Source organism: Nonomuraea basaltis, assembly GCF_005893125.1.
GTDB lineage: Bacteria > Actinomycetota > Actinomycetes > Streptosporangiales > Streptosporangiaceae > Nonomuraea > Nonomuraea basaltis.
Genome location: NZ_VCJS01000128.1, coordinates 1 through 24588 on the forward strand (window position 1 = coordinate 1; position 24588 = coordinate 24588).

Here is a 24588-nt window from a genome sequence, read left to right on the forward strand (position 1 = left end):
GCCCTCGACGACGCGCTGCCCGACCTGCTCGGCACCACCAGAGCCCGCATCCTGCGCTGCATCGCCGCCACCACCGGATGCACCACCAGCGAACTCGCCCGCCGGACCGGCACCTCACTCTCCTCGGCCAGCGCCCACGCCCAAGTGCTCCACCGCACCGGACTGATCACCAGCACCCGCCACGCCAACATGGTCATCCACCAGATCAGCCGCCTCGGCACCGACCTGATCCGCTACCAAACCCCGCCCTGACCTGGCGCTCCGGGGACCTTTTGCAGATGCGCTGAGAGCAAAAATCACGAAAGATGCGGATATTGCTCCAACCTTGATCACCTCACGCAAGACTCGCCATCTCCAGAGCGAACCGGCATCAGGACGGGCGAGTGCTGCGGCTATCGATCTTGGTGACATTTCAAAGCTGTATATGACAACTAAAGTCTGTAGTTGCACGTGCGGAGCGTGCCGCCCGACAAAACGACAAATCCGAATCTACGTCGTAAAGCCGGGGGCGGCGGGCGGTGAGCGTCCGAAAGTACCGCTGTGCGCGCGTGAGATTGACGGAGAGACGCGTATGAGGTGCGTTCGGTACGTCTGACGCGACAGATACTGTCAAGCGCTTAGAGAGCGTCTGAGACGGTAACCGAATCGTGACCAGCAGAAATGATCACTGGTACCCCACTTGTACTCATACCTCTCTTATATGTGTTAGCTTGAAGATCCAAGCACCACACAAAAGCACCGCTGACCAGCCGAAACACCAGGAAGGAACGCCGTGACCGCCACCGCCACAACCACCCTCCCCGGCCCGATCCAGATCCGCAACGCCGCCCACGAGGCGGGCGCGACCACCACCCACGCACTCGACGCCATCGCGTTCGCAGCCGCCGCCCGCGCCGCCGACTACGTCACCAAGGACTGGGAGGCGCGGCTGCAGCGGGCAACCGAACTCGTCTGGGACCTCGCCCTAGCCCGGACCGTCCAGGACGCTGAAAGGTACGGCTACGACCTCGACAACGGCTTCACCTACGACGACATCCCGAAGGTCTTCGCCGCTCACCTCACCATGCACGCTGCCGTCAGAATGACCTGCTGGCTGCACAACCTGAACACGATGGACTGTTGATAGCGGCACCGCTACCGACCCGCCGGCACCGGCCCCGCGACCCGACGTCGCGGGGCCGCCGCCTTTCACGAGGAGAACCACAATGGACACGATGATCACCCGCACCCGCGCCGAACTCCGCGCGGCCGCGACGGCAGCGCGCGACGCAGGCGCCACCACCACCCAGATCCTCCAGACGGTCGCCCGAATGCTGACCGGGCCGGCCGCCACCCTGGAGAAGTTCGAGCGCAACGTGGCGGACGTGCTCGACACGGCGGGCTTCTGGTTCGACGAGCTGTCCGACGAGTACATTCGCGCGCTCGGCAGCACGCCGTACCCGTGGCAGACGGCCAAGTTCGACGACCTGACCGGACGCGATCAGGCGTGGGTGGTCGGGCGCATGATCCAGCAGTTCGGCGACCCGGACGTGAAGCCGGAGCGGCCCGCGCCGATTCGGCTCGCTGACCAGCTGCTCAACAGCCTGCGGAGGGCGGCCGCGCTCAAGGTCGAGTTCGGCGACCACTTCATGCCGGTGTACCGGGGCGTCCGCGACGTGCTGATCACGCTGCTCGACACCCAGTCCGTTGACCGGGAGCTGGCCATCGAGGCGATCGAGCACGCGCTCACCACCGGCAAGGGCATCGCCGAGGCCGTCGCGCACATGGACGGCCAGCTGTGACCGCGCCGACGCTGGACACCAGCACCCGCGCCGTGGCCGAGCACCTGCTGAACACGCTGCGCCTGCTCGACCAGGCCGACGACCAGCGCCTTGCCGTCCAGCCCGGCGGCGCCTACGGCGACGTGCGGGAGGCCCTGATCAAGGTCCTGGAAACGCAGGACTGGGGCCGTGGGATGGCGGACGAGGCGATCCTTCACGCCATGCTCATCGGCGACACGTTGTTCGAGTCCATGATGGCCAGCCGCGCAGGCTGATAGCGGAACCACAATCCACGGCGGCGGTCTGTCTCGGGCGCGGCCGCCGTCCTTTCAGCACCACCACCCCGGGGAGGGGAGCCATGATCACTGCCACGTACCTCAACGAGCCCAAGGAGTTCCGCAGTGCCGCCGACATGCTGCGCTGGCTCGCTGAACACACCTACCAGCACAGCTCGAAGCGCACGGTGCGTGAGTACTACCTGGGCTCGCCTGAGTCTCACGGCGATTACTGGCTGCGGGAGCGCACCTGGCTTCGCCTGTCGAAGGAGGACTACGCCCATGTCTACCGCGTCAATCGCCGCTACGGACGGTACTACCGCCACATGGAGGAGAAGGACCCGGAGTGGCAGGACGGCAAGAGGACCTGCTGGGGCGACAACTCCGTGGACATGGTGCAGCACAGCCGCAAGTACCCCGGTGTCACCCGCACGGTGCAACTCGTGGGCCCGCACGGCGACGCCTGCTACTAGTCGCGGTGATCCTCGTCTTCGCAGTGCGGAGTTCCGTCGGTTCGCCACCGGTAAAGATTGTCTATGGACGTCCAGCCGTGCAGTGAAGTGCCTTTCAGCCGCCCGTAGGCCCACCACTTCCCGTAGGCGTTCTTCACCCAGCAGTGCAAGTACAGAACTTGGCGCAGGCGGGCCTGACCCACTGTCCGGCACCGGCTTCCCGCGTACGGCCCGGCTTTGAGGCCGACCGTCCTCATCATGATGGCGTAGCCGGTGTCCGCGTTCCTGACCTTCGGACGTGGGCAGAAGGAAGCGGAGTCCGTAGTGGCCGCCGCAGGGCCGCTCACCAGGGACACTGTCATGATCATGCTGGCCGCCACGACGGCGGGCAGGGTCTTGAAGCCGCGAGCCAATGTGCCACCTCACCGAGGTTCGTTGACGAACAGGACCCGGCGGACAAGTGTCCGCCCGAGACATGTCACCAACGTACGGGTCGGCAGGCGGCGTGGAATCAAACCAAGGTTGGAATTTGGGGTCAACTCTGGTGGTAGGTGCTCCGCTGCGTCCACCGTACGTATGACATCCGGCTGTCCGTGCATGCCAGGCTTGACCGGGCAGCCTCGGAAATGGCGATGGCCGGGCCCGCCACAGGTCCGGCCATCCAACACCACAAAAAGCCCCGGACACCTCGTCGCCACAACGAGGCCCCAGTGCCTTTCAGCGTAACGCACGCACACGGCCTGGAAAGGCCGCCCCACATTAGGAGAACTCGTGAAGTATGTTGCCGCCGCCACCCGCGGCTACCGTCTGGAGCTCCGAGGGCACGACTGGTTCGAGCCGCAGACCACCACCGACCGCGCCTGGGTGCTCAACTCCATCCGCGTGGCTCGGCTGGCCGGCCTGCCGCTCGTCGTCGCCCTGTTGACGCCCGAGGTCGAGTATCTGCCTGCCTGCAGCTGGTGCCGCGCCCGGCCCCGCGCGGTCGAGCAGGACTGCGACGGGGTGTACGTGACCGCGACGTGCGACGCCCCGCAGTGCGTGGAGGCCCGCCGCCTGGCCTATGAGGGCGTCATCGCCTACCCGTCCCACCAGCGCAGCGACAATGCGTTGCGGATCGTTCAGCCCGTCCGGGTCCGCAGAGCGGACGGGCCGCGCCCGGGCGTCGTCACGGTGGACGAGTACGACGACATCACGTGCTTGTGCGGCAACGTCCCCTCTAACGCCGGATTCCATCCGTGTTTCCCAGGCGGTGCCCTCATCGAGCTCGACGATCCCAAGTTCGCTGAGTGGGACAGCCTGTACTGGTGTGCTGGTGTCGGCTGCCCTGGCGTCATCGTCGATTGCCGCTACATCGACGACACCCGGCCCGGGGAAAGCGTCACCGACGCCTTCCCTGTGGAGATCCACGACGAGTGCGGAGACTGCCCGGCGCACAAGGACGCGCCCCGCGAGGACCACAGCTACGCCTGTTCCGCCAACTGGACCTGACCCCGGCTCGATCGCTAGCGCTGCTCGTGATCAAACTGTTATATCAGCTGTTCACACTGGTAGCGCATATGTCTATATCGGTGCGCTGAACGTGCTAATATGCGAGAGAACGCACCACAGAAACAACCAGCACCGCCCGCCGATAGCGGCGACGCAATCAACACACGGCACCGGCCCCGCGACCGCCACGGTCGCGGGGCCGTCGCACGTTCAGGAGGACCAACACCATGAGCACCGCCACCGCCACCGCCACCACGACCATCGAGCCCGGCGTCTACAAGAAGAACGGCGACATCTACGAGATCAAGCCCCTCCGAAACGGGGCGCTACGCGCCAAGAAGATCCGGGTCGTCGGCGGGAAGGCCCGCCGGTACGCGTCGCTGCACCGGCCGAGCCAGTTCACGCCGACCGACAAGATCACCCTCGACGACGCCAGCGGCTTCGGCCACGAGTACGGCATTTGTTGCTGCTGCTTCAGGCTCCTCAGCGACCCGGTGTCGGTGAGAGACGGAATCGGGCCTGTGTGCAAGAAGAAGTACTTCCCCGGCCTCTGACAGCCCTCGAGCCCGCTCCGCGCCCGCCGGCGCGGGGCGGGCGACCCCGACCGAGCCCACCAGTTGGAGGACCCCCGTGGACGAGACCACCCGCATGTTCGGCAAGTGCCCCGTCAAGGGCTGCAAGCACCGCGCCGTCATGGACACCCCCGCCATCCGGGAGTACCACCGCGACCGCGCGCAGCGGGTCATCGGCAGCTTCCTCAAGCCGGTCGCCAAGCACGCCGGGATGCCGGACACCGGCTGGTGGTCCTTCTTCGACGTCTACGACTGGCTGTACCACGAGCCGCGCCAGTGGAACCGCGGCGTCACCGACGACCGGCCCCGCTGCCCCGACCACAAGACGCTCCTGCGGTGGCAGCAGCTCGACACCGGCAAGGGCCCCAACCCCGACAAGCGGTGCGACGGCCGCTGCCGAGGCGCCCGCGGCCACGTCTGCGATTGCCCCTGCATGGGGGAACAGCATGGCGCCGACAACCTCATCAAGATCTGAAAGGGAAACCCATGCTCCAGCCGAACCGCACCGCCGCCCAGATCATCAACCGGCTCCGCGAGGCCGGTTTCACCGTGAACATCCCCGACGAGCCGTACCGGCGCATCTACCAGCTGCGTCTCAGCCGCGGCATGTACTTCGGCACGCTCGACGTCTCCGCCGACAAGGGCCGCGCGCTGCGGATCTCGATGACGTGGCAGCCGAACATGACCAACCGGAAGGGGAGCGGCGCTTCCGAGATCATCGGCCTGCTCAACACGCTGCCCGAGCACGGCTGGCAGAAGTGAGCCACCACATGACGAGCATCGCGACGAACACCGTGATGGGGCTGCTGCTCACCACCGACCTCAACCCCGGCGGCCGGGTGGCGCTGCTGCTGTCCGACGAAGGCGACCGGCTCGACCTGGGCTACCTGTCCGGCGCGCTCACCCTCGGCGACGGCGACACCGACGCCGAGATCTGCGAGGTCGAAGAGTACCCGCACCTCAACCTCATCGTGGGCCGGCTGGCCCACCCCGGCGACCGGGAACGCAACCACATCGCCGGGCTGCTGCTCGACCAGTACTTCCCGCCCACCGCAGACCGGTGGTGGCTCGACCTGCGCGGCGGCGTCGTCATCACCGGCTTGTGCGACTGCGGCTGCCCCTCAGACCTGCCCGACCACATCTACGACATGGCACGCGCCGTGTCCGACTCGATCCCGAGAGGAACACGATGACCAGACGAACCAGGCCCGCCGTCAACCCGAACACCAGCCACAGCGTGATCACCACGAAGGCGCACCTGTGCGGCTGGGCGATCAAAACCAGCCCGGTCGCCGATGGGACATCGGAGCTGATCCTGACCCGCGACGACTGGAAGATCGTCGTCGCGCTCCGGGCGGGAACGGCGTTCGCTGCCGCCATCCAGTACCCCGGGCGGCCGAACCCCTCGGCGGTGGTGGGATCCGACCAGATGACCCGCTACCTGCGTGGCCACCGCGAGCAGATGTCGGCGTTCCACGTCGGCCAGCGCGTGGTCTGCGGTGGCCGCGCCGGGCTGGTGGAGGACATCATCCCCGACGACGAGGTGAAGGTCCGGCTCGTCGTCCGCTACGACGACGGCAGCGCGGGGGAGCCGTACACCACGCACGTGCGCGCCGAGGAAGAGGTGACGGTGTGAGGCCCATCCACCGCCCGGTCACGCTGCTCAACCACCCCATCTACCAGGACCCGGACGGGGAGCACGCCTACAGTCTCGGCCCGGGCCCGTACAGGAAGGACTTCCACGACCCTGGCTGTCCGAAGGTCAAGGGCATCGAGGGGGTCAGCGAGGTGACCAGCACCTACGACCGCCTCTTCACCGCAACCTGCATGCCGTGTAAGCACTGCATACCGCACGGGGCGCACAAGGTGACACTGCCGGACGGCACCTACCGCTACCGCCCTATGGGGCCCATCGCGGTCGGTCACCACGGCGACCGAGTCGAGGAGCACGGCGAGTATGCCCTGTGCGACCAGAGCCGCGGCAAGTGGCGAGTCCGCGAATGGGCCGCTGACGGGCCGGCCGCGCTCGCTCGAGCGAAGGAGCTCGGCGTGAAGGTGATCCTCGGCCCGCTCGACGCCCGTTACGGTCTCCCGATCGGGCCGGAGTCGCAGTAGTGACCACGCACGCCAGCTGATAGCGGAACCGGAATCAACGTCACGAGGAGAACGCCACGATGGCTACCGCCACGAAGAAGCCCCGCAAGCGCCGCAAGGTCACGCAGGCCATGAAGGACCGCGACACCGCCAGCCGCACCGCAGCGAGAGAGGTCCTGCACGCCTACGCCACGGCGTGCCTGGCCAACCCGGCCGCGCTGGAGCAGTTCCGGTCGATCGCCGCGAGCATCGGCTGGAAGTACGACCCCGCCAGCGACGACGACGGCTACTCGCTGCAGAACGCCATGCTGCTGGCCGCGCAGCGCCGCCCACTCATCCACTGCGGCGGCTTCGACTACTGGCTGAGCCAGGGCCGATGCGTCGCCGAGGGGGAGAAGTCCCTCTTCACGTTCCGCCACATCGGCCGGAAGAAGACCGAGGAGGAGCGCGCCGAGGAGAAGAAGCTGGCCGAAGAGGGCTGGCAGTCCAGCAAGCGCGGGCCTCGCTACTACGTGAAGAAGGGCACGTTCGACGTCGCCCAGACCGTGCCGCGCGAGAGGTGCCCGCACTGCGGCACCACCCCGGCCAGCCCCGAGGACCGCACCACGCAGTGCCCGCCGGACTGCGCGGTGTTCGCTCCTCAGCCCGGCGGCAAACCGCCCCGCGAGCTCGTGCTGGAGCTGATGCAGGCCCAGCTCATCGACGCTGACGCCGACGAGGACGGCGAGGAGTGAACCCGGCGACGAAGACCGGCCGCGCCGAGATCGCCCGCAAGGCGCGCCAGCACGGCTACTTCCACGACCGGGGCAACTTCACGATCGCCGTGACGTGCCCGCTGTGCAGGCAGAAGGCCAGCGGCGCCCAGCCCGGCTACGGCGAGAGCGTCACCAAGGCGCTCGACGCCCTGATGGACGACCACCTGCTCCACGACTGCGAGCACGGCCCCCAGCAGTAACCACCCCCGCGCAGGGCGGCGGGTTACTGCCCTGCGCCTCTTTGAGCGAGGCACATTGATCACGATCAAGCACACCCACGAAGACGGCACCCTCGTCTACGGCACCCGCAAGGGCGACGGGGTGTACGACATCATCCGCAAGTACGAGCACGGCAACTTCAAGTTCTTCCCCTCCATCCGCATGATCGGGCTCCGCAACTCGCGTGACCGGGTCGCCGACCGGTGGGCGATCAACGCCGCGGCGGAGGCCCTGCGCAAGGCGGGCTTCGAGGTCGAGGTCGAGATCGACGACGACTTCCGCGACCGCGCCCAGGTCCTGGAGGACAAGTCCGACCGGCTCGAAGACCGCCGCGACGCGCTTGAGCGGAAGGCCGACCGGCACGCCGGCGAGGCGGCGGCCGCGCACGAGCGCGCGAACCAGCTCGGCGAGCGGTTCGCGGGCGGCCAGCCCATCTTGGTCGGCCACCACTCCGAGCGGGGCGCTCGGCGCGACCAGAAGCGCATGCACCAGGCGATGAGCAAGAGCATCGACGAGAACGACCAGGCGCAGGAAACGGCCCGCCGGGCGAATGCGGTGGGCAGCCAGCTGCGTCGCTCCGCGACTCCGGAAGTGACGGCGCGCCGGATCAAGACGGCCGAGTCCGAGCTGCGCAAGATCCAGAAGTCGCTGGACGGCTACGAGCGCAGGCACCTCGACCACACGGGCAACCCGTACTACATCGAGAACCACGAGCCCGCCCAGGGCGACTACCGGGAGATGCAGCTCGCCCGCAAGGTGCAGCTGGAGAACCAGCTCGAATACGACCGGGCGCAGCTCGCCGCCGCGGTGGAGGCGGGCGAGTACGTCGAGTGGGGCAAGCACAACGTGCACGTGGGCGACGTCGTCCACTACTGGGGGCTGCGGCCGCGCAGCGTGGTGAAGGTCAACACGGCCACCGTGGGCGTCGAGTCCGGTGATTTTATCCGCGAGAACGGGAGCCAGATGTTCGTCACTTTCGGCGCCACCTCTCCGGCCCGTCCCGCGCGAATGCTCGTGAGAACGAGCGCCACTTGTTGACCATGGCTAAGGCAGCGACGAGGTTAGCGCAGGGTCGCTAGGTCACTCTCCGTAGACGGCAGCGCGATGGCGAACGATGGGTCGATGCGCACTTTTACCGATGAGCGGACATCGGGCCAACGTGGAGGCCGTGTTGGACGTTGCAGACGTATGCCCTTGGTCCCCACGTGAGGGCGTGTCGGCCCGGGGTGTCAGCCGTGGGGCAGTGTCCGGCCGTCGGGCAGGGCTCGGCCGCTCAGGAGTGCCACCAGAGAGCCGCTGTCGGCGCGAACGAGCTGGCCGTTTCCCCAGCTCCAGTCGGTGTCGGCGGCCTCGAGCCGGACACCGGTCAGGTCGATGCCGAACAAGGTGCCGTTTGCGGCGGTGAGCTGATCGAGGACGGCGGTCACAGCCTCTGCCGGTGCGATCGCGGGCCGGTCGAGCGCGATCGTCACATCCAGGGAGTGAATGACGGCATGGCTCAGTGCACCGGCTGCACCGCCGCCCGGCGGCTGCCACGCGTGCAGTCTCGGCGATCGGAGCTGGACGAGGAGGTCGGCGACGGGCAGCGCAGCGTCCCGCGTGGCCACGGTGTCGGAAAGTACGGTGAAGTCGCCGCCGGCCGCCGCCATCTCGGCCCCGAACTGCTCGGGAGTCAGCCGCGCCGGCATCGTCACGTGCGCGATCACATGGCGCACCAGCCACTTCTCGCACAGCGACGAGGCGTCCCACGTCTCGACGGTCGCGGCGGCGAGGGAATCGGCGAGCCCACTGTAGGTCGGCGCTACCCAGGACTGCAGGTCGGTCATGATCGGTCCCCTTGTATGAGGTGAGCCAGATGTTCCTCGAGCTTGTCGAGGGACGTGAGAAAGCCGGTGCGGGACTCGGGCGTACGCATCGTCTCGGGCACGTTGCGCTGGTGGATGACGACCGCGGTTCTGCCATCGCCGAGGTCTTCCAGCGTGCTGGTGGTGTGCATCCCGGTCGCCGACTCGACCCAGGCAAGCCGCTCGGGCGGGACGATCTCGGTGAAGGTGGCAACCATCCGATGGCTGCCGTACTCGCCGAGCATCAGGGTCTCGAACCGGCCACCGGGGTGAAGTTCGACGACGATGCCGTCGATCGGCGTGGCCATGCCGCTCGGGCCCCAGAAGCGCGCGAGCTCGGCGGGCTCGGTGAGGCACCGCCACACCAGCTCGCGCGGCGCGCGGAAGACCCGCCTGTAGACGAGTTCGTCGGCGTTCACTGATTCTCACCCTCCTGCAAGCGGGCGAGGTGCGTCTCTAGCCGGTCCATCCGGTCTGACCACGCCCGCCGGCTCTCCTCGATCCATGAGAGCGCGGCCTCGAGCGCCGCGGGTTCGAGCCGACATGGCCGGGTTTGCCGGTGCCGTCCCTGGCTGATCAGGCCGGACCGCTCGAGCACCCGAATGTGATGCGACACGGCCTGCATGCTCATGGCGTACGGCTCCGCCAGCTCCTTGACCGTCGCCTCGCCCTTGCTCAGCCGGGCCACGATGTCTCGCCTGGTGCGGTCGCTGAGCGCCGTGAACAGGGCATCGAGCTGCTGATCCTCCACCATGGTTCCCATGTAGACACTCAAGCATCTGCTTTATCAAGCGTCAACTTGAGTACTCGCATCAAGCTGCGGTTGGGGCTACGGCGGCTCGGCGTCACATGGCAACGTGCTTACCTGCCGCAGACAAGGTGCGGGCCGCCCGAGCGGCTCGTCACCATGGGTGAGCGGGGAGCCCGTTCGACGACGGGCGAAGGCGTCCCAGGTGACGGTGGCGCCGAAACTCACGAACATCGAGATCGGCAAGATCTCGCTGGCGCCCGAATTCAGCGACATCTGGCGCCGGAACTCGCGAACAAAGCCAAGTCCGGCTACTCCTGGCCCGACAAGGTCAAGTACACCGACATCCGCGCCGTCGAATGCCCGCACGGCGAGGACGGTCCCGAAGTCATCGCACCGAAGCGGCCCGCGAAGAAGGCCTCAGCCAGGCCGAAGGTCGAGGTGCCGACGATCGACACCGAGAAGCTTCGGGCGGCCGCGAACATGGCCGACAACATGCGCGTGGGCCGGGACCGCGAGGCGTTCGTGTCCCCACCCGCCGTGGTGGACAAGCTCATGGAGCTGGCCGAGATCGAGCCCGGCATGACGGTCCTCGAACCCTCGGCGGGCACCGGAAACATCGCCTTGGCTGCCGTCGAGCTGGGCGCGGTCGTGGACTGCGTTGAGCTTGATCGGAACCTGTCGGACGTCCTCGCCGAGCGCGTCCCGGGGGCGCGCATGATCCTCGTCCGGGACTTCCTCGACACAGAACCCGAGGGCCAGAGCTACGACCGGATTGTCATGAACCCGCCGTTCTCCGGCGGCAAGGACATCGCGCACGTCGCCCACGCCCTGCAGTTCCTCAAGCCCGGCGGCCGGCTCGTCGCCGTCATGGGCGCCGGGGTGATCTTCCAGCAGTTCAGGGCGGCTGAGAAGTTCCGCGGCCTGGTGGAGGAGCGCGGCGGCTGGTTCGAGGAGCTGCCCGAAGGCTCGTTCGCCCCGGCGACTGGTGCCAGCACGGTCGTCGTGGTCATCCCCGCCGAGCAGTAGCCGCCTACTTAAGCGCCCCCGGCCCTGGCCGGCGAATTCCAGGGGTTGTCGCAACACGGTGATCAACTACTGGTGGTGGAAGCATAGCGAGACGCTCGGCTGGCAGCCGAGCGTCTTTCGCGATTTGAGCCTGAGATCTCTAGCCTTGGGCCGCAAGTGGAAGACGCAGTGAGGATTCGACAAGGAGATCCGACCCAGTGACTATCATCAACCCGGCCATTGAGCGGGCGGTTCAGCTTCAGCTCCAGCGGGATCCGCCGTTCACTGAGCAGGATCTGGCCGCAGTGGAAGGGGTGCCTGTGCTGTCGGCGACCGACATCAGCGACCTGGCCCGACTTACCGGGCTGCGCGTACTGCGCCTGATCGGTTACAGCGGTCGCGACCTGAAACCGCTGGCCGGCCTGCCGATCGCCAACCTGACGGTCGAGGTCAGTGCGGTTTCCGATCTGACGGTTGTCGCGGAGCTGCCCAAGCTCCAGAGGCTGACGGCGCGGAACAACGCGATCACGGAGATTGACGTCCTGACGGCGGGCGAGCGCCACTTCCGGGAACTGGATCTGACCGGCAATCCCCTGTCCGATCATGCCTACCACCAGGTGGTGCCGGTACTGCGCGAGCGAGTGCCGCAGCTGAGGGTGTCTGAAGAGCGGGAGTGGCGGCTCACCCGTCGGCTGTACGCGGCCGACCTGCCGTTCGACTACTACCGCGACGACGAGGGCCACTGGTTGTGCCGGCCTGGGCTGGAGCACACCGCGTACCCGGACGCCGACCATCTGAAGATCGAACCCGACGAACTCGAAGAGCTCCTCGACCGGGCCCCGTCCGAGATCCCGGGATTGTTCCCCGTCTACGACACGCCCTGAGCTGGTCTTGTGACTGCGCCACACGCGTGAGTCGTCGGAACACGGTGGGTCTAGGTGCTTGCGGCGAGCAGCATGGCGAGACGCTCTGCTGGGGTGCCCCAGTCGAGCGTTTTGCGTGGTCTGGCGTTGAGTTCGGCAGCGACGGCGTCGAGCTGGTCGCGGGTGTGGACGGACAGGTCGGTGCCCTTGGGGAAATACTGGCGCAGCAGGCCGTTGGTGTTTTCGTTGGAGCCACGCTGCCAGGGGCTGGCCGGGTTGCAGAAGTAGACGGGCATGTCGGCGGCGACGGCGAACTCGTGGTGGCGGCCCATCTCGCTGCCCTGGTCCCAGGTCAGGGAACGTTTGAGCTGGGCGGGCAGCGTGGCCATGGTCTCCACGAGGGCGTCGCGCATGCGCTCGGCGCTGCGGTCGATGGGCAGGTGGACGAGCATTACGTAGCGGGTGGTGCGCTCGACCAGGGTGCCGATGGCCGAGCTGCCGTTCTTGCCGATGATGCAGTCGCCTTCCCAGTGGCCGGGCACAGCCCGGTCGTCGGCTTCGGCCGGCCGCTCGCTGAGCATCACCATGGGCGCGCTGTAGCGGGGCTGGCGCTGTTGGGCCAGGCGGCGCGGCTTGCGCATCGCGCGGCCGGTGCGCAGCGCCCGAGTTAGCTCGCGCCGCAGGTCGCCGCGACCTTGGACGTAAAGAGCCTGGTAGATGGTCTCGTGGCACACATTCATCTCCGCCCGCTCGCGGAAGCTCCTGCGCAGACTCTGGACGATCTGCTCAGGACTCCAGCGCTTGTGCAAGTGCTCTTGAATGTATGCCCGTAACTCCGGGTTCTGGCCGATCTTGCTGGGCTTGGGGCGGGGCCGGCGCGCGTCGGCTCGGGCCTGGGCCGCGTGCGGTCGGTACTGGCCGCCGGTGGGGTGCCGGTTGCGGCGGATCTCCCGGCTGATGGTCGAGGGCGCACGGCCGAGCTCGCGCGCGATCTCCCGGATCGAGGCCTTCTCCCGCACTCGGTCAGCGATGTAGATCCGCTCGTCTTCTCGCAGGTAGCGGGACGCGTCAGAAGGGGGCACCGCCGGTCGTGGGACCGGCGGTGCCCCCTTCTTTTTGGTTTTGTTCGGCGCCGAGCCGTTGCGCCACCGCTTCCCGGTCCGCCGGTTGATCCCGACGATCCGGCACGCCTCACGGCTGCTGAGACCTTGATCCATAAGGCGGAAGTATTCCTCCCGCTCTGCGGTCAGCTTCCGGCGGCCCTGCGGTGCCCGGTTCTTGCGTACTTCGAAGGCCATCGAACTCCCCAGGACGGGGTGTTGCAACGACCGCTAGAAAGGGAGGTCTTCCCTGGCCGGGGCCGTCCTTCTTAATCGCCCCCGTCTCCGCCGTCACCAAATCCCCCGTCTCCGCTTCTCCCGCCTCCGTTATATCCCGCGCCTCCGTCGCGACCAGCGCTCCCGTTCGGTGAGTCGTCAGACAGAAATATGTCGAGTAGGACGGCAAGGAAGATGAAGAGCGCGAGGGCCCAAGATCCGTCCGCGTCCGGGTTGACCACCACAAAAAGGAAGAGAGCGCCCATCAGCGTCAGGGTTACCTTTACGCGCACGGGCACGACGGCCTCCTTGAGCACCGGGGGACTTCACTCTTTCTTTCTGAAAGCAATGAAGTCAACACGCCCCAATTTTCGCGGCGAGAGGCGGGGGCCTCCCCGGAGATCCCGTGAAGATCATCTTTTCGTACGGGCTCGGCCTGGACTCAACGGCGATCCTGCTGCGGTGGCTCACCGAGCCCGGCTCGCGCTGGTTCGATCTGCGGGACCTCGTGGTCGTGACGGCGCAGACCGGAGACGAATGGGTGGAAACCGCCTACCTCGTCGAACAGCACATCTACCCGCTGCTTGCCCGCCACGGCGTCCGCATCGTGCAGGTGTCACGGGCCGGCCGCCGCCAGAAGGACGGCATTGTCATCCACGACGACACCACCCACCCGATCCTGTGCCTGACGTCGGCGCCGGGCGCGTCGATGCCGCCCGCGCGGTCAACGACCTCGTAGACCTCATCGTTGCCCAGAACAACGGCATCGACGTGGATGGCGCGTACGAGTGGGCCCTCAAGCTCATCGACGACACTTAGCCCAAAGTTGATTACTTTGTGTTGAGTGCTGTCGAGGGCGATCCCGCGGATAATCGCCTGAGTCGGGTACCGATGTCGTTGCTCCGCATAGAGGCGGCGTGGGGCTACCGGCACCAATTTGGCGTAGACAACTGGACGGCGTTCAAGTGAGGCGCCATCGCTTCCAAATGGTGAATGCCCTGCTCAGGCTATTCTACAGTCTGTGCTCTCGAGCGTAGCTTGTGTGCTACTTCTAACATCTCGGCCCTGCTCTTAGCTCATGGTTTACATGGGGTCAAGTCTTGAGAGGGTGTACGTGCCATGCCATGATCATGTGCTGTCAGGATAAAACTCCCCTCGAAAGGGCTGAAAGTGATCATTCGAGCCAACAAGCGGTGGCGGCCTTCGGCTGCCTCGGCCGTGGTGGCAGTCATCCTCACAGTAATCGCCTTATCTGTTACACCTAGCTATGCGCAAGTGGACGAGCCGCAGATCGACAATCTGAGGGCGAAAAACGCGGCTGCTAGGGAGAAGTCGGACCAGAAGCCGGAAGTAGCTCCCAGGCGCGCGAGAGTCGAGCCTCCTACGGGCAGTTGCGACCAGGTAAAGAAGAAGCTTCCTGAGCTGCGCGCTAAGGGCTTAAAGAAGGTCGTCTGTCGTCCAGCCGAGAGCAATCAAGCGCAAGCGCGAGCGGCCGATCCCATCGGAGGGATTCCGGAAGGCTTTCCTGCCTGGTGTGCCGATGGGTACGACAGGTGGGAGTACACCCGCTACGACGCATGTTCGTGGCAGATCGTCACTCTACAATGGGTGTGGACTGACACCGGCGAACTTGCTGGCACCCTCGATCTGGCGGTCTGGCACCATATACTCACGGCGCAAAACGAAGGCGTCGTGGGGTACGACATCGCATACTATGCATTCAACCCGCGAGACGACTGGGACCCGGAGACCCAGCTAAGGCCCGAACTAAACTGTACCGGCAGGTGCACTCCGGCCTCTAAAATCGGCCCGTGGACTACTCCTCAGCTTTACGCCTGGACTCACCTCAATACAACTTTCGAGTCCACAGTGCCGATCCCTGGCCGTGGTCCGCTGACTTTCGATGGCGGTCTCGTCCAGAAGGTAGGTGAGGACGAGATGGACTGGATCTTGTTCGAGCCGGCCGTCTGGCCGCCAGTGGTCCGCTGTGATGACGGCATGTTGAAGGGCTACCCTACAACGCAGGGATGTGTGATTAGGGAGTTCAGGCCAGTGATGGTGTATAAGCACAGCGTATGGCCAGAGCTCGTCGAGCATGTTGCCTGGTCGCAGTCGCTCGGGTCGCCCGGCGCGCCCGGGGATGCGCCGCTTCAGCGAATGTATAGCGACGCGGATGCGCTCGAGAACAACGCTACAGCATGTGCCGACGCCCCTAACCCCAGGCCGGCGGGCATGCAATGCGATGAATACCCGATGGCGCGGACCTATCAAGGTGCGTACACATGCGGCTGCGACGACTGGACGTGGAGGCTTGTCCCCGATTGGCAGAACGAGAACGCGGGGATACAGTACGCCACGTTCGTGCGGGAGAACCGTCTCCTCGATGGGGACGCCTTCAATGTTGATCCACGGATGAACGAATAGTTGCTAGGCTATTAGTCATGAGCGAATCCGTCACGACGTTCCAGGCCAATACGTCGGTCACTTACCACCTGCTTCAACTGCGAGGGATTGAAGACCCACCTCCGGCACCACGGGGCGGGTATCCCAACGGTCTGGTGACCCTGGGGCCTGGCCCTGATAGCGCCACCATAGTTACCGGAGTCGCGCTCGGTGTAGTGGATGTGACGGTGCTGCTCGCCAGTAAGCCGCCCTCCCTGAATCTGGAGGAGTGGGAAGAAGTCGTCGAAGTCTCCATCGAGTCCAGTCATGGGAGCCTGTATGTGTGTGGGCTCGATGGAGATCTTCCCGACCTGCCCAATCTGGCGACTGTAGGACCGGGGCACTATCGCCTGCGAATACATGCCAGAGGGCGTGATGTCAATCCGGACGGTACGGCAAGAACGCCTAGCGAGTCATATCTCATAATCGTCTGGCCAGCGAGTCCAGCGCCAGAAGTGATCCATAAGCAGTCGGACGCCTACGGTGCCATGCGGCGCCAAAGTAGTGCTGCCGCGCCAAACTAGCGCTAAACAACGACAATTGCCCCTCTTTGCTTCAGGAAGAGGGGTTTGTCGGTTTCTGGGCCCGGCCCTTGACGGGGGTGCCGGGTGTGGCTCGCCTGCCCCTTGAGCCGCCGTGTGGCCACAAGTTCAGCGTCGGCGTGGCCCGACACCGCGGATCGTCTCGTTGGCGTCGCGATCGTCGGCCTGCTGGTCGCGCGGCGCCTCGACTACGCCATGATCCTGGAGGCCGCCAGGACCGCGACGGACGGCACGCAGAACGCCCACTTAATGCCTGTACGGCACGGTCTGGAGGGCGGCGAAGGCCCTAGGCTATCGCCACCTGATCACCTACAACCACACGCGCGTGTACGGTCCCGTCTGCGACAAACCCTGCCAGCACTGGTCCTGCTCGGTCATCCGAGCGGGCGAGAGCGGAACCAGCCTGCGGGCCGCCGGCTCGCGCGTTATCGCCCAACGATGTCCCTGGCCTGGCTGGAACGTGCCGTCTCGTCCCCGGCACCTGACCGGCAGCGAGGGCATCCCGCGCACATTGTGGGACGCCGTGTGACATTCTGACGCGCACGGCGTGTCTTTTGCGTCTGTTGCGTGCTCTACCGTTCTGTACCAACAGAACCGTCATACCGGGGGAGTGCCACGCATGAACAAGGCAGACCTGATCGAGGAGTGGGGCAGGCGGACCGACGCCCCGTCCAAGGCGGCCGCGAAGCGGGGCATCGAGGCGTTCATCGACATCATCGTCAGCACCGTCGCCAAGGGCGACGAGGTCCGCATCGGCCGGTTCGGCATCTTCGACCGCGTCTACCGCAAGGCCCGCGTGGCCCGCGACCCGAACACCAACGAGGAGATCGGCGTCCCCGGCAAATGGGTCATGCGGTTCCGGCCGGCCAAGGGCGCCAAGGACGCCGTCAGCAAGTAGCACCAGCTCGTCGGCGGTCCACTGCGGGGGCGTGGGCCGCCGACGTTTCCATTTGCGAAGGACGCCACATCGAGCGATCTGACGCCCGGGGCTTCGCGTACGTCTCGCGGGGCGCGGATCAGCGGGGGGTGAACTGAATGAGGCGTCGACGGCCGAGGCTCCACTCACGAACTGCGCAGGGTGAACTTCACGATGGTCCGGTCGTCGCGCACCCTGTCCACGTCGTTCTGCACACGGACCTGGCTGGTGAAGCTCTGGCCCGGCCAGATTAGGGGCATGGACATGGACCCCACGCCCTTCAGCGCGTTGGTCTCCGCGTTATCGCCCTCGAAGAACCGGACGCTGATCTGATCCACAGTCAGCACGTGGCTGCGGCGCTGGAGCCGGTAGTGGATCTCGGTGCGGATTTCCCCGCCGCACTTCCCGAAGTACCAGAATCTCTTGGGCGGTCCGCCGACACGCCCGCTGTTGCTGATCGGGATCTTGTGATGGCACCGCTCGTTCTTGCCGAACTTCTCGTAGTCCATCATGTCGAACTCGACGGTGCCGGTCGCATGCCAGTCCTGCTGCGAGGCCGCCTGGGCGGCTGTCGCCGTGGCGCTCTGAGCAAGAATGCCAAGGGACAGGACTCCAATGGTGGCGCTGACTCCGAGAAAGCGGATGGTGCGGTTCACCGGGTCTCCTTTGGTGAGGACGACGATGTCCGTGCTGAACCGGTGGGCCTGGCTGCGGACGATGTGTCGTCAGGTTGTATTTGCAGTGGTAACCCGATCCGCCTGCAGCGCGCTTTCAGCCTTCTTGTCCACCACACATGGACTGAAGGCGAAGGCGGCCGCCGCCGAGACCGCCGCGACACAACAAAGCCGCCGCCATGGCAGATGGCGGCGGCTTTCGTATCAGCCGGCCCGGCTACTAATCCATGTCGAGCTCGTCCAGGTACGCCTCGATGGCGTCGTTGATGACCGCCTTGCCGCCCATCTTCTCCTGATTGCACGCGGCGACGAGCCGCGCCCGCGTGTTCGGCTGGAGCCGTACGACTGCCGGCGGCGCGGTTGGCCGGTCGGCCGGTGTTCCTGGCGGCGGTTGGTTGGGGTCGCGCGGCAGCTTCAGGTCGGCGTCCTCCGGCATCTCGGCCGGGATGGGCGGCCGCAGTGCGTCGCAGTAGGTGTTGATGGCCTCCTCGAACGTCTCCTGCAGTCCCATGCCGGTGGCCTCGATGACGTCGGTGAGGCGGTCGTTGATGTCTTCGTACAGGTGGGCGATGGTGGGCTTGAGCTTGGTCCACTGCGGTTTGCGGCCGCGGCGGGGGCCGGGGCGTGCCGATTGCGGTCCCGCTGTCGGCTGCTGCAGGGCTGCGGGGTCGGGTTCGGTGAAGGTTGGCTGCGGTGCTTTGGGGGTGCGTGGCATGGCTGTGTGGCTTCCTTGTGGTGGCGTGGCGTGGTTTCCACGTTACGGCGTTTCCGTCGTCTTGTCGCGTCGGACGCAAGCATAGATGATCGGTGCACCATTCATGTTTACTGGTCTCTCCATGATCCATAGAGGTCTACAGATGGTATTATTAGAGGTAGTCGAGCGTTGATCAAGATCAACTATTGACTTGGCCGCCTGATAGCGAATCCGCTATCAGCAACACCACGCCACCCGGAAAGAGACACCCATGTCCACCCAGCCCACGGAGCAGCCCCCGCGCATGCGCGAGGTCTTCCACTTCGGCCCCTACGCCTGGAACATCAACCTGGCCGAGGAGATCGTCCAGGGCCGCGAACTGGACTACGTCCGCGCCGACGAAACCGGACCCCTGTTCCTGGTCCACATCAAGGAGGACTACGCCGCCACCGTGGACCTCACCAAGCCCCTGATCGTCGCCCCCATCCCCGACGCTGGGAACCTCGTCATCGACGGCTGGCACCGCATCTGGAAGGCCCGAAGGACCGGCGTCGAAACCCTGCCTGCCCACCTCCTCACGCCCGAGGAGGAGTACCGCGTCCGCATCCACGGCGGCGACAAAGGCCCTGGCTATTACCGCTGATAGCGGAAACGCAATCTACCTGCCCCGCCAAGCGGGCGGGGCGTCCCACCCCTCACCTTGGAGAACACGTGACAACCGTCATCACCGGGCCCAGTGCCCTGCTCATCGCCGAGCCGAACACCATCCGGTCGCTGTTCGAGGCGGTCCTGCCGCACGTCGCTGTGAACGACGACGACAACGACGACTACCACCCGCCCATCCTGACCAGCGTCCACATCGAGGTGCGCGACGGCCACCTCCTCCTCGTCGGCTCCGACCGGTACACCCTCGCCGTCGTCCGCTGGCCCCTCACCGTCACCACGCCCGACTTCACCGCACGGTTCGCGGTAGAGGGGGAGAGCATCCGCGGCCTCCTGGCCGAGCTGCCCGCCAAGGCAGTGTCACTGCGCATCGAGCCGGGCCAGCTCACGGTGCGCAACGACGGGTGGACCAAGACCCTGCCCGTCAGCACGCGGTGGGCGGATCGCCTCCCGTGGCAGTCGGTCGCCCGGAGGCACGGCCGCATCCAGGATGCCGAGCACGGCCGGGCCATCGTTCAGCCCGCGCTCCTGGCCCGGTTCTCCTCGGCCGCCCGCCTGCTCGACCTGGCGGTACCGCCCATGGTCGTCCACGTCCAGAACGAGACGCGGCACCTGGTCGTCACGCTCGGCACCGTCTTCCTCGGCCTAGCCGCACACCCCGACACCAAGCGCTACCGCGACGGCGAGATCCCCGCCCAGCCGCTCAACGCCTGGACGGACCTGCTCAGCGAGGCCTGACCACCCCGAAACCAAGCCCGGCCGGCCGTACGCCGGCCGGGCCCATCCCTCCGAACGAACAGAGAGACCCCGTGAAGAAGCTCGCCTTTCTAGACCTCGAAACGACCTCCCTCGACGAGCGCCAGGGCGACCTGTGGGAGATCGGCCTCATCATGCGTGACCTGCAGAAGCCTGCCGAGCGGGACGCGGAATGGTGGTGGCAGGTCCGGCCCGACCTCAGCCTGGCCGACGCCAACTCCGTGCAGGTCGGCAGGTACTACGAGCGGTGCCGCATCACGTTCAAGGACGTCGGCGGAGGCCGGAGGCTCGCACCTACCACCCTCGTTGACGGAAGCCCGTGGCTCAAGGAGTACACCGGGAAGCCCTTGGCGGAGGGCGACTTCTACATGAACGACGACGCCAAGGGCATCGCCCGCACGATCGCCCCCATGCTGGACGGCGTCACGATTGTCGCGAACAACCCTGCGTTCGACCGCCGGTTTCTGACGAAGTTCCTGCGGGTCAACGGGCAACTCCTCACCGCCCATTACCGCATGATCAACGTTCGGGACCTGCTGATCGGCTACATCGAGGGTTGCCTGTCCATGCTGCGTGACGTAGAAGAGGCGTTCGGACCCGAGATCGCCCCCTACGTCCTCGACTGGCTGAACGGTGCGGCCGACAGCCCGGCCTGGGAGATCGTCGGCGTCAAACAGGACCCTGCGACCAGGCACACCGCACTCGGCGACGCCCGGCTCGTGCGCGACGTGTACGACGCGATCCGCGGCGGCCGGTGATGGCCCGCCAGCGCGAGGAGCCCACCATCAAGTCCACTCTGTGGGCGGGAGTTCTCGCCATCATCAAGAGCCTGCCGAAGGAGACAGGCGGAACTGGTCGAAGCGTCGGCAAGTTTACGCAGGTCGGCGACACCAGCACGATGAGCACAACCTTCACGGTCACCCAGCCTGACGGCGCCGACAAGGTGTACGACATCACTGTCACAGTCGAGGAGTCCCGCGACGATCATGATCGGCTCTGGGGCCCTGGCGGACGAGCTGACCAAACCGACCCCGGCAGGCGTGTCGTCATTGACGCCAACCTCTACCTGATCGGCGACGGCAGGGGTAGTCACGGGTTCCGAGGGTTCGGTGGCCACCGGTTCGATATCGAGTTCTTCGACGGCCGCCGAGTCACCACCACCGACTTGTGGCACCAGGGCGTCATCCCGCCCAAGTGGCGGGAGCGCTACCCGAACAACGCCCGCGTCGTGCAGCCAGGAGACACGGCGTAGGCTTGCCGCGCGTGTCTGCACAATACGCAAGAAGCCCCGGTGCCGCTGGCGCCGGGGCTTCCTCCTTTCCTGGGGATCACCGCTCCCCGCCCTGACCAATTGATTCCCCGCACGTATGCGAAGGTACCCAAGATGTATGCTTCGGTCATGACCAAACGAGGCCCCCGCGGGCCTGTGCCGATCTACAAGACGATCATCAATGCCATCAAGGACGACATCGCCGCAGGCCGGCTCCAGCCCGGCCAGGCGCTGCCCACAGAAGCCCAGCTCGGCGAGGCCCACAACGCGTCGCGGCTGACGGTCCGCAGAGCGCTATCAGACCTGCGTGAGGAAGGCGTCATCTACACCGTCCGCGCCGAAGGCTCCTATGTCGGCCCCGAGGACGCCCCGAAGATTCGTGAGCCGTGGCCGTTCGAGAAGCTCGCGGCCACCATTGCCGAGGGCATCAAGAAGGGCGGCTACCAGCCGGACGAGGTGCTGCCGTCCGAGTCGGAAATGATCGAGCAGCACGGCGTGGCCAAGAAAACGGCCCGCGCCGCAGTCGCTCTGCTGCGTGAGCAGGGCTGGGTATACACCGTGCCCGCGATCGGGACGTTTGTCGCTAGCCGCGATAAATGGCCGAATACCCCGTGACCTATGGAACTGTATTCCTGTTGGCAATTACGGACATGGAGCCGGGCAGGTTATGGCCTGTCCGGCTCCATGTGTTCCTCAGCGCTCGGCCTGCTCGTATTCGCAACCCATCGCGTAAACATCGACGATTGACGCTGGCCCCACAACCGGGCGCCGCCGCACAGCCGCCAGCGCGCTAACGGCGACGATTAGCCCGGCCGCCACCATGAAAGCCACGTCCAGGCCCTCAACTTCGCGGGACCCGACCACGTGGACGAAAGACACCGCAAACGCCACCGTACCCACGACAAAGTCCAGCGCGATAGCTGCCGTAGCTCGTGTCATGATCTGCCCCATTACCTCTCGTTGTGCCTCGGCATGACCGTCGGCATCAAGATGCGTTAATGGGATGACGAATTTCTACGGGCCGCGGTTGACGTCGGACGCCAGGTTTCCTTCTTACAGAAGGATCACGAGCGTCGCCCACGTGGCCACCGCCCCGGCCGCAGCGCCCGCGAGCACCTGGGCGGGCGTGTGGTCGCGGATCTCCGTGCGAGCCCATCCGATCAACGCCACCAGCACGCCGCCGACCGCGAGCGCGAGCAGCGGCCAGGGCAGCACCCACGCCAGCATCACCACCGACCCGGCGGCCACGGCCGTGTGGAAGGAGATCTTCCACGCGAGGGTGATCGGCCCTACCACGGCGAGCGTCGCGAGCATAATGGCCACGCACGCCACCATCACCATGGGAGCGCCGAGCACCACAAGCATGGTGAGGGCGAGTACCACCAGGGTCACGATGACGGCTACCAGTTTGGGCCGCTGGCTCCGCTCCCCGATGTGCCAGTCGCCGAACCAGCCCCGCCGCACGCCGCCGAAGATCACCACGGCCGGGATGCCGCCGCACAACGCCGCGGCGAGTACACCCCAACTGAACCCGGCCCACCCCGAAGAGACCGCGCCCACCACTAGGGGCAGGCTGATCACGATCCACATCGGCGCAAACAGGTCCGTCACGAGGCGAGCGACACGGTTCTCCGGCTGTTGAGCTCCTTGAACTGTGTCGCGACCTGACGCAACCACTGTGTCTCCTTCTCCATGTCGCCTGCGAAATCAGGGCCCAGGATGGTCCCGGACGGAATTCCGGGTGCCCGCCCGGCTCGGGCGGCTTTCAGAGCGTCAGCGACCCACTGGGCCACCTCGCGGGGGTCCTCGCTCGTCGGTGGCTCGCTGATCGAGGTCAGGTTGAGCATGCCGTCACGGATCTCCAGCACCCGCCGCACCAGGCGCTCCTTCAGCGTGGCCTCCATGAGGAGCGCCACATCTGGGTACTGGCCGGTGAGCCCTTCCCACAGCGGCCGCAGCTCGCGCAGCGCGGCCATGTCCCGCAGCCGCGCCATGCCCGCCCGCCAAGCCGGGATGGACGTGCCCGCCGTGATGCCGACGATGCAGATCAAGAACGTCGCCTTGTGCAGCACCGGGATCTCGCGCCAGGTCGTGCCCGGGTCGAGCAGGGTGGCCACGTTGACGACCATGACGTGCGCCCGGTTAACGACGCCGGCGACCATGCCGAGCGTGGACAGCACCAGCCCGAGCCGCAGCAGCGGAGGCGCCACCCTCGCGTACCCGGCGAACAGCCACCCAGCCGCAGCCAGGCAGGCCATCAGCCAGACGTCGAACACAGTGAGGTAGATGCGTCCCTGGATCGCGGTATCGCCAGGCGCGAAGGCCCCATCCACCCAGTAGATGCGGTCGCCCCGCAGCAGGAACATGGCGGTTAGGACCGCGACCACCACCGCGGCGGTCGGCCAGATCCAGCGAGCCCGCGACGGCCGGCCGTCCCGGGTGATCGCCTCCACGTAGGCCAGCAGGCACGTGGCTGACGCCAGGCCGGTCAGGTGCCGCAGCAGCGTGGCCAGCTCGGTCGCGGTGGTGGCGTCCATCCACGCGACGATGGGTGCCGCCGAGAACACGCGGGACATGGCCAAGGCCGTGAACGCGCCCCAGAGCATCCGCTGTTCGTGGCTGTGCCGGGCGGGCCGTATGCGGGAGATCGACGCCCCCCACAGAAGGATCAGGGCTAACCAGTCCACCAGGGTCAAGTGTGTCTCCCTAAGTTGTATCCGAAGGTGCGGGACAGCTTGCGCAGGCCCTCGTCGCCGTCCTCGGGCGGGGTATGGGCGCGCGTCAGGATGAGGGTCGCGAGCTTCTCGGCGTCGCGCTCCTCCTGGGTGTCGTACCGGCTGCGCGCGGCCTTCAGATTGGTACGCCCGGGCGCCTCCTCGAACGCGGTCACGGCTGGCCCCATCAAGCGGCGCATCACTTCCTCGACGTCACCGCCGACCTCACCGTGGTTCAGCAGCATGTGGCCGATCTCGTGCACCACGATGTTGGCGCGCAGCAGCCCAGACGCGCCGGGAGCGACGAAGATGTGGTCCGCCCTGTCAGTGCGGAACCACAGACCGGACACGGTGGTCGCCGCCTCAGCCGGAAGGTCATGCATGTGCAGGGGACGCTGCCGTGCGGCACGAATCCGGGCGATGAAGGCGTCGATGGTGAACGGCTGAGGTATCGGCGCCGCTGCTAATGCAGCCAGCAGCGTGGAGGACGGCAATATCACAACCTTTCGGGCGGGCCCGGGAC

Annotated in this window: 37 protein-coding genes; 26 read left to right on the forward strand and 11 right to left on the reverse strand. The window is 66.4% G+C overall.

What is annotated here, in order from left to right; translation table 11 throughout:
* The 15 genes from EJK15_RS42380 to EJK15_RS42450 form a co-directional block, all read left to right on the forward strand.
* Positions 1-252, forward strand: a 252-nt coding sequence (locus tag EJK15_RS42380; protein WP_138716123.1) for an ArsR/SmtB family transcription factor, incomplete at its 5' end; no start/stop codon positions are given.
* 520 nt (positions 253-772) lie between these two features.
* Positions 773-1123 (forward strand): hypothetical protein, encoded by a 351-nt coding sequence (locus EJK15_RS42385; RefSeq protein WP_138716124.1) that lies wholly within the window; start codon positions 773-775, stop codon positions 1121-1123.
* An 82-nt stretch (positions 1124-1205) separates the two neighbouring features.
* Positions 1206-1781 (forward strand): hypothetical protein, encoded by a 576-nt coding sequence (locus tag EJK15_RS42390; protein ID WP_138716125.1) that lies wholly within the window; start codon positions 1206-1208, stop codon positions 1779-1781.
* Positions 1778-2035 (forward strand): hypothetical protein, encoded by a 258-nt coding sequence (locus EJK15_RS42395; protein ID WP_138716126.1) that lies wholly within the window; start codon positions 1778-1780, stop codon positions 2033-2035. The genes EJK15_RS42390 and EJK15_RS42395 overlap by 4 nt, the downstream gene beginning before the upstream one ends.
* 83 nt (positions 2036-2118) lie before the next feature.
* Positions 2119-2508, forward strand: a complete 390-nt coding sequence (locus tag EJK15_RS42400) for a hypothetical protein (RefSeq protein WP_138716127.1) — start codon at positions 2119-2121, stop codon at positions 2506-2508.
* A 750-nt stretch (positions 2509-3258) separates the two neighbouring features.
* Positions 3259-3975: a hypothetical protein gene (locus tag EJK15_RS42405; RefSeq protein ID WP_138716128.1), complete on the forward strand. Its 717-nt coding sequence runs from the start codon at positions 3259-3261 to the stop codon at positions 3973-3975.
* Positions 3976-4202: 227 nt separating this feature from the next.
* The gene (locus tag EJK15_RS42410) at positions 4203-4529 is read left to right on the forward strand and encodes a DUF6011 domain-containing protein (RefSeq protein ID WP_138716129.1); all 327 of its coding nucleotides are present in this window, start codon (positions 4203-4205) and stop codon (positions 4527-4529) included.
* 76 nt (positions 4530-4605) lie between these two features.
* Positions 4606-5022 carry a hypothetical protein gene (locus tag EJK15_RS42415; RefSeq protein ID WP_138716130.1) on the forward strand — a complete coding sequence of 139 codons (417 nt, stop codon included), beginning with the start codon at positions 4606-4608 and terminating at the stop codon, positions 5020-5022.
* 11 nt (positions 5023-5033) lie between these two features.
* Positions 5034-5309 carry a hypothetical protein gene (locus EJK15_RS42420; protein ID WP_138716131.1) on the forward strand — a complete coding sequence of 92 codons (276 nt, stop codon included), beginning with the start codon at positions 5034-5036 and terminating at the stop codon, positions 5307-5309.
* A gap of 8 nt (positions 5310-5317) precedes the next feature.
* Complete coding sequence (locus EJK15_RS42425) at positions 5318-5740, forward strand: hypothetical protein (RefSeq protein ID WP_138716132.1); 423 nt, start codon at positions 5318-5320, stop codon at positions 5738-5740.
* Positions 5737-6183, forward strand: a complete 447-nt coding sequence (locus EJK15_RS42430) for a hypothetical protein (RefSeq protein ID WP_138716133.1) — start codon at positions 5737-5739, stop codon at positions 6181-6183. Before EJK15_RS42425 ends, EJK15_RS42430 begins: the two co-directional genes overlap by 4 nt.
* Positions 6180-6662, forward strand: coding sequence for a hypothetical protein (locus EJK15_RS42435; RefSeq protein WP_138716134.1), 483 nt, complete (start codon positions 6180-6182; stop codon positions 6660-6662). The genes EJK15_RS42430 and EJK15_RS42435 overlap by 4 nt, the downstream gene beginning before the upstream one ends.
* Positions 6663-6721: 59 nt before the next feature.
* Positions 6722-7375 (forward strand): hypothetical protein, encoded by a 654-nt coding sequence (locus EJK15_RS42440; protein WP_138716135.1) that lies wholly within the window; start codon positions 6722-6724, stop codon positions 7373-7375.
* Positions 7372-7596 (forward strand): hypothetical protein, encoded by a 225-nt coding sequence (locus tag EJK15_RS42445; RefSeq protein ID WP_138716136.1) that lies wholly within the window; start codon positions 7372-7374, stop codon positions 7594-7596. Before EJK15_RS42440 ends, EJK15_RS42445 begins: the two co-directional genes overlap by 4 nt.
* A gap of 55 nt (positions 7597-7651) precedes the next feature.
* Positions 7652-8653: a DUF3560 domain-containing protein gene (locus EJK15_RS42450; protein ID WP_138716137.1), complete on the forward strand. Its 1002-nt coding sequence runs from the start codon at positions 7652-7654 to the stop codon at positions 8651-8653.
* A 191-nt stretch (positions 8654-8844) separates the two neighbouring features.
* Here the strand turns inward: EJK15_RS42450 and EJK15_RS42455 are convergent, their stop codons facing one another.
* The 3 genes from EJK15_RS42455 to EJK15_RS42465 are packed head-to-tail and all read right to left on the reverse strand — an operon-like array spanning position 8845 to position 10210.
* Positions 8845-9441 carry a maleylpyruvate isomerase family mycothiol-dependent enzyme gene (locus EJK15_RS42455; protein WP_138716138.1) on the reverse strand — a complete coding sequence of 199 codons (597 nt, stop codon included), beginning with the start codon at positions 9439-9441 and terminating at the stop codon, positions 8845-8847.
* Positions 9438-9878, reverse strand: a complete 441-nt coding sequence (locus EJK15_RS42460; protein ID WP_138716139.1) for an SRPBCC family protein — start codon at positions 9876-9878, stop codon at positions 9438-9440. The genes EJK15_RS42455 and EJK15_RS42460 overlap by 4 nt, the downstream gene beginning before the upstream one ends.
* A complete protein-coding gene (locus EJK15_RS42465) occupies positions 9875-10210 on the reverse strand; it encodes an ArsR/SmtB family transcription factor (RefSeq protein ID WP_420847131.1) in 336 nt (111 codons plus the stop codon). The genes EJK15_RS42460 and EJK15_RS42465 overlap by 4 nt, the downstream gene beginning before the upstream one ends.
* A 48-nt stretch (positions 10211-10258) precedes the next feature.
* Here EJK15_RS42465 and EJK15_RS42470 point away from each other — a divergent pair, with 48 nt between their 5' ends.
* Entirely contained in the window at positions 10259-11236 is a 978-nt protein-coding gene (locus EJK15_RS42470; protein WP_138716141.1) for a methyltransferase, read from the forward strand.
* Positions 11237-11433: 197 nt separating this feature from the next.
* Positions 11434-12099, forward strand: a complete 666-nt coding sequence (locus EJK15_RS42475) for a leucine-rich repeat domain-containing protein (protein WP_138716142.1) — start codon at positions 11434-11436, stop codon at positions 12097-12099.
* A gap of 50 nt (positions 12100-12149) precedes the next feature.
* On the opposite strand, the gene EJK15_RS42480 is transcribed toward EJK15_RS42475, so the two are convergent.
* Both EJK15_RS42480 and EJK15_RS73270 read right to left on the reverse strand, forming a co-directional pair.
* On the reverse strand, positions 12150-13376 hold the full coding sequence (locus EJK15_RS42480; RefSeq protein ID WP_138716143.1) for an IS30 family transposase: 1227 nt from the start codon (positions 13374-13376) through the stop codon (positions 12150-12152).
* A 71-nt stretch (positions 13377-13447) separates the two neighbouring features.
* A complete protein-coding gene (locus tag EJK15_RS73270) occupies positions 13448-13711 on the reverse strand; it encodes a hypothetical protein (protein ID WP_206061442.1) in 264 nt (87 codons plus the stop codon).
* Between the two features lie 89 nt (positions 13712-13800).
* Here EJK15_RS73270 and EJK15_RS42490 point away from each other — a divergent pair, with 89 nt between their 5' ends.
* From EJK15_RS42490 to EJK15_RS42505, 4 genes are all read left to right on the forward strand, one after another.
* Positions 13801-14133 carry a hypothetical protein gene (locus tag EJK15_RS42490; RefSeq protein ID WP_138716144.1) on the forward strand — a complete coding sequence of 111 codons (333 nt, stop codon included), beginning with the start codon at positions 13801-13803 and terminating at the stop codon, positions 14131-14133.
* 536 nt (positions 14134-14669) lie between these two features.
* On the forward strand, positions 14670-15818 hold the full coding sequence (locus EJK15_RS42495) for a NucA/NucB deoxyribonuclease domain-containing protein (protein ID WP_138716145.1): 1149 nt from the start codon (positions 14670-14672) through the stop codon (positions 15816-15818).
* Between the two features lie 17 nt (positions 15819-15835).
* Positions 15836-16360 (forward strand): hypothetical protein, encoded by a 525-nt coding sequence (locus EJK15_RS42500; RefSeq protein ID WP_138716146.1) that lies wholly within the window; start codon positions 15836-15838, stop codon positions 16358-16360.
* A gap of 637 nt (positions 16361-16997) precedes the next feature.
* The gene (locus tag EJK15_RS42505; RefSeq protein ID WP_138716147.1) at positions 16998-17276 is read left to right on the forward strand and encodes an HU family DNA-binding protein; all 279 of its coding nucleotides are present in this window, start codon (positions 16998-17000) and stop codon (positions 17274-17276) included.
* A 164-nt stretch (positions 17277-17440) separates the two neighbouring features.
* Here EJK15_RS42505 and EJK15_RS42510 read toward each other — a convergent pair whose 3' ends face one another.
* Together EJK15_RS42510 and EJK15_RS42515 are read right to left on the reverse strand one after the other, a co-directional pair.
* Positions 17441-17950 carry a hypothetical protein gene (locus EJK15_RS42510; protein WP_138716148.1) on the reverse strand — a complete coding sequence of 170 codons (510 nt, stop codon included), beginning with the start codon at positions 17948-17950 and terminating at the stop codon, positions 17441-17443.
* 238 nt (positions 17951-18188) lie between these two features.
* Positions 18189-18683: a hypothetical protein gene (locus tag EJK15_RS42515; protein WP_138716149.1), complete on the reverse strand. Its 495-nt coding sequence runs from the start codon at positions 18681-18683 to the stop codon at positions 18189-18191.
* Between the two features lie 250 nt (positions 18684-18933).
* On the opposite strand from EJK15_RS42515, the gene EJK15_RS42520 reads away from it, so the two are divergent.
* The 5 genes from EJK15_RS42520 (at position 18934) to EJK15_RS42540 (ending at position 21966) form a co-directional block, all read left to right on the forward strand.
* Positions 18934-19305 carry a hypothetical protein gene (locus tag EJK15_RS42520; RefSeq protein WP_138716150.1) on the forward strand — a complete coding sequence of 124 codons (372 nt, stop codon included), beginning with the start codon at positions 18934-18936 and terminating at the stop codon, positions 19303-19305.
* Between the two features lie 68 nt (positions 19306-19373).
* Entirely contained in the window at positions 19374-20063 is a 690-nt protein-coding gene (locus EJK15_RS42525) for a hypothetical protein (RefSeq protein WP_138716151.1), read from the forward strand.
* A 71-nt stretch (positions 20064-20134) separates the two neighbouring features.
* Positions 20135-20839 (forward strand): hypothetical protein, encoded by a 705-nt coding sequence (locus tag EJK15_RS42530; RefSeq protein ID WP_138716152.1) that lies wholly within the window; start codon positions 20135-20137, stop codon positions 20837-20839.
* The gene (locus EJK15_RS42535) at positions 20839-21333 is read left to right on the forward strand and encodes a hypothetical protein (RefSeq protein WP_138716153.1); all 495 of its coding nucleotides are present in this window, start codon (positions 20839-20841) and stop codon (positions 21331-21333) included. Before EJK15_RS42530 ends, EJK15_RS42535 begins: the two co-directional genes overlap by 1 nt.
* A gap of 174 nt (positions 21334-21507) precedes the next feature.
* Positions 21508-21966, forward strand: coding sequence for a GntR family transcriptional regulator (locus EJK15_RS42540; RefSeq protein WP_171074857.1), 459 nt, complete (start codon positions 21508-21510; stop codon positions 21964-21966).
* Positions 21967-22044: 78 nt separating this feature from the next.
* Here EJK15_RS42540 and EJK15_RS42545 read toward each other — a convergent pair whose 3' ends face one another.
* From EJK15_RS42545 to EJK15_RS42560, 4 genes are all read right to left on the reverse strand, one after another.
* Positions 22045-22302 (reverse strand): hypothetical protein, encoded by a 258-nt coding sequence (locus EJK15_RS42545; RefSeq protein ID WP_138716155.1) that lies wholly within the window; start codon positions 22300-22302, stop codon positions 22045-22047.
* A gap of 102 nt (positions 22303-22404) precedes the next feature.
* A complete protein-coding gene (locus tag EJK15_RS42550) occupies positions 22405-22962 on the reverse strand; it encodes a hypothetical protein (protein ID WP_240777571.1) in 558 nt (185 codons plus the stop codon).
* Positions 22959-24038: an MAB_1171c family putative transporter gene (locus tag EJK15_RS42555; protein ID WP_338089918.1), complete on the reverse strand. Its 1080-nt coding sequence runs from the start codon at positions 24036-24038 to the stop codon at positions 22959-22961. Before EJK15_RS42555 ends, EJK15_RS42550 begins: the two co-directional genes overlap by 4 nt.
* A gap of 5 nt (positions 24039-24043) precedes the next feature.
* Entirely contained in the window at positions 24044-24559 is a 516-nt protein-coding gene (locus EJK15_RS42560) for a hypothetical protein (protein ID WP_138716158.1), read from the reverse strand.
* Positions 24560-24588: the final 29 nt, after the last annotated feature.

What these genes read in the sequence shown, in the direction of transcription:
- EJK15_RS42390 (WP_138716125.1), top strand. Translation starts at nt 1,206, where the DNA reads ATGGACACGATGATCACCCGCACCCGCGCCGAACTCCGCGCGGCCGCG.
- EJK15_RS42400 (WP_138716127.1), top strand. Translation starts at nt 2,119, where the DNA reads ATGATCACTGCCACGTACCTCAACGAGCCCAAGGAGTTCCGCAGTGCC.
- EJK15_RS42410 (WP_138716129.1), top strand. Translation starts at nt 4,203, where the DNA reads ATGAGCACCGCCACCGCCACCGCCACCACGACCATCGAGCCCGGCGTC.
- EJK15_RS42420 (WP_138716131.1), top strand. Translation starts at nt 5,034, where the DNA reads ATGCTCCAGCCGAACCGCACCGCCGCCCAGATCATCAACCGGCTCCGC.
- EJK15_RS42425 (WP_138716132.1), top strand. Translation starts at nt 5,318, where the DNA reads ATGACGAGCATCGCGACGAACACCGTGATGGGGCTGCTGCTCACCACC.
- EJK15_RS42430 (WP_138716133.1), top strand. Translation starts at nt 5,737, where the DNA reads ATGACCAGACGAACCAGGCCCGCCGTCAACCCGAACACCAGCCACAGC.
- EJK15_RS42440 (WP_138716135.1), top strand. Translation starts at nt 6,722, where the DNA reads ATGGCTACCGCCACGAAGAAGCCCCGCAAGCGCCGCAAGGTCACGCAG.
- EJK15_RS42455 (WP_138716138.1), bottom strand. Translation starts at nt 9,441, where the DNA reads ATGACCGACCTGCAGTCCTGGGTAGCGCCGACCTACAGTGGGCTCGCC.
- EJK15_RS42480 (WP_138716143.1), bottom strand. Translation starts at nt 13,376, where the DNA reads ATGGCCTTCGAAGTACGCAAGAACCGGGCACCGCAGGGCCGCCGGAAG.
- EJK15_RS42500 (WP_138716146.1), top strand. Translation starts at nt 15,836, where the DNA reads ATGAGCGAATCCGTCACGACGTTCCAGGCCAATACGTCGGTCACTTAC.
- EJK15_RS42505 (WP_138716147.1), top strand. Translation starts at nt 16,998, where the DNA reads ATGAACAAGGCAGACCTGATCGAGGAGTGGGGCAGGCGGACCGACGCC.
- EJK15_RS42515 (WP_138716149.1), bottom strand. Translation starts at nt 18,683, where the DNA reads ATGCCACGCACCCCCAAAGCACCGCAGCCAACCTTCACCGAACCCGAC.
- EJK15_RS42520 (WP_138716150.1), top strand. Translation starts at nt 18,934, where the DNA reads ATGTCCACCCAGCCCACGGAGCAGCCCCCGCGCATGCGCGAGGTCTTC.
- EJK15_RS42535 (WP_138716153.1), top strand. Translation starts at nt 20,839, where the DNA reads ATGGCCCGCCAGCGCGAGGAGCCCACCATCAAGTCCACTCTGTGGGCG.
- EJK15_RS42545 (WP_138716155.1), bottom strand. Translation starts at nt 22,302, where the DNA reads ATGGGGCAGATCATGACACGAGCTACGGCAGCTATCGCGCTGGACTTT.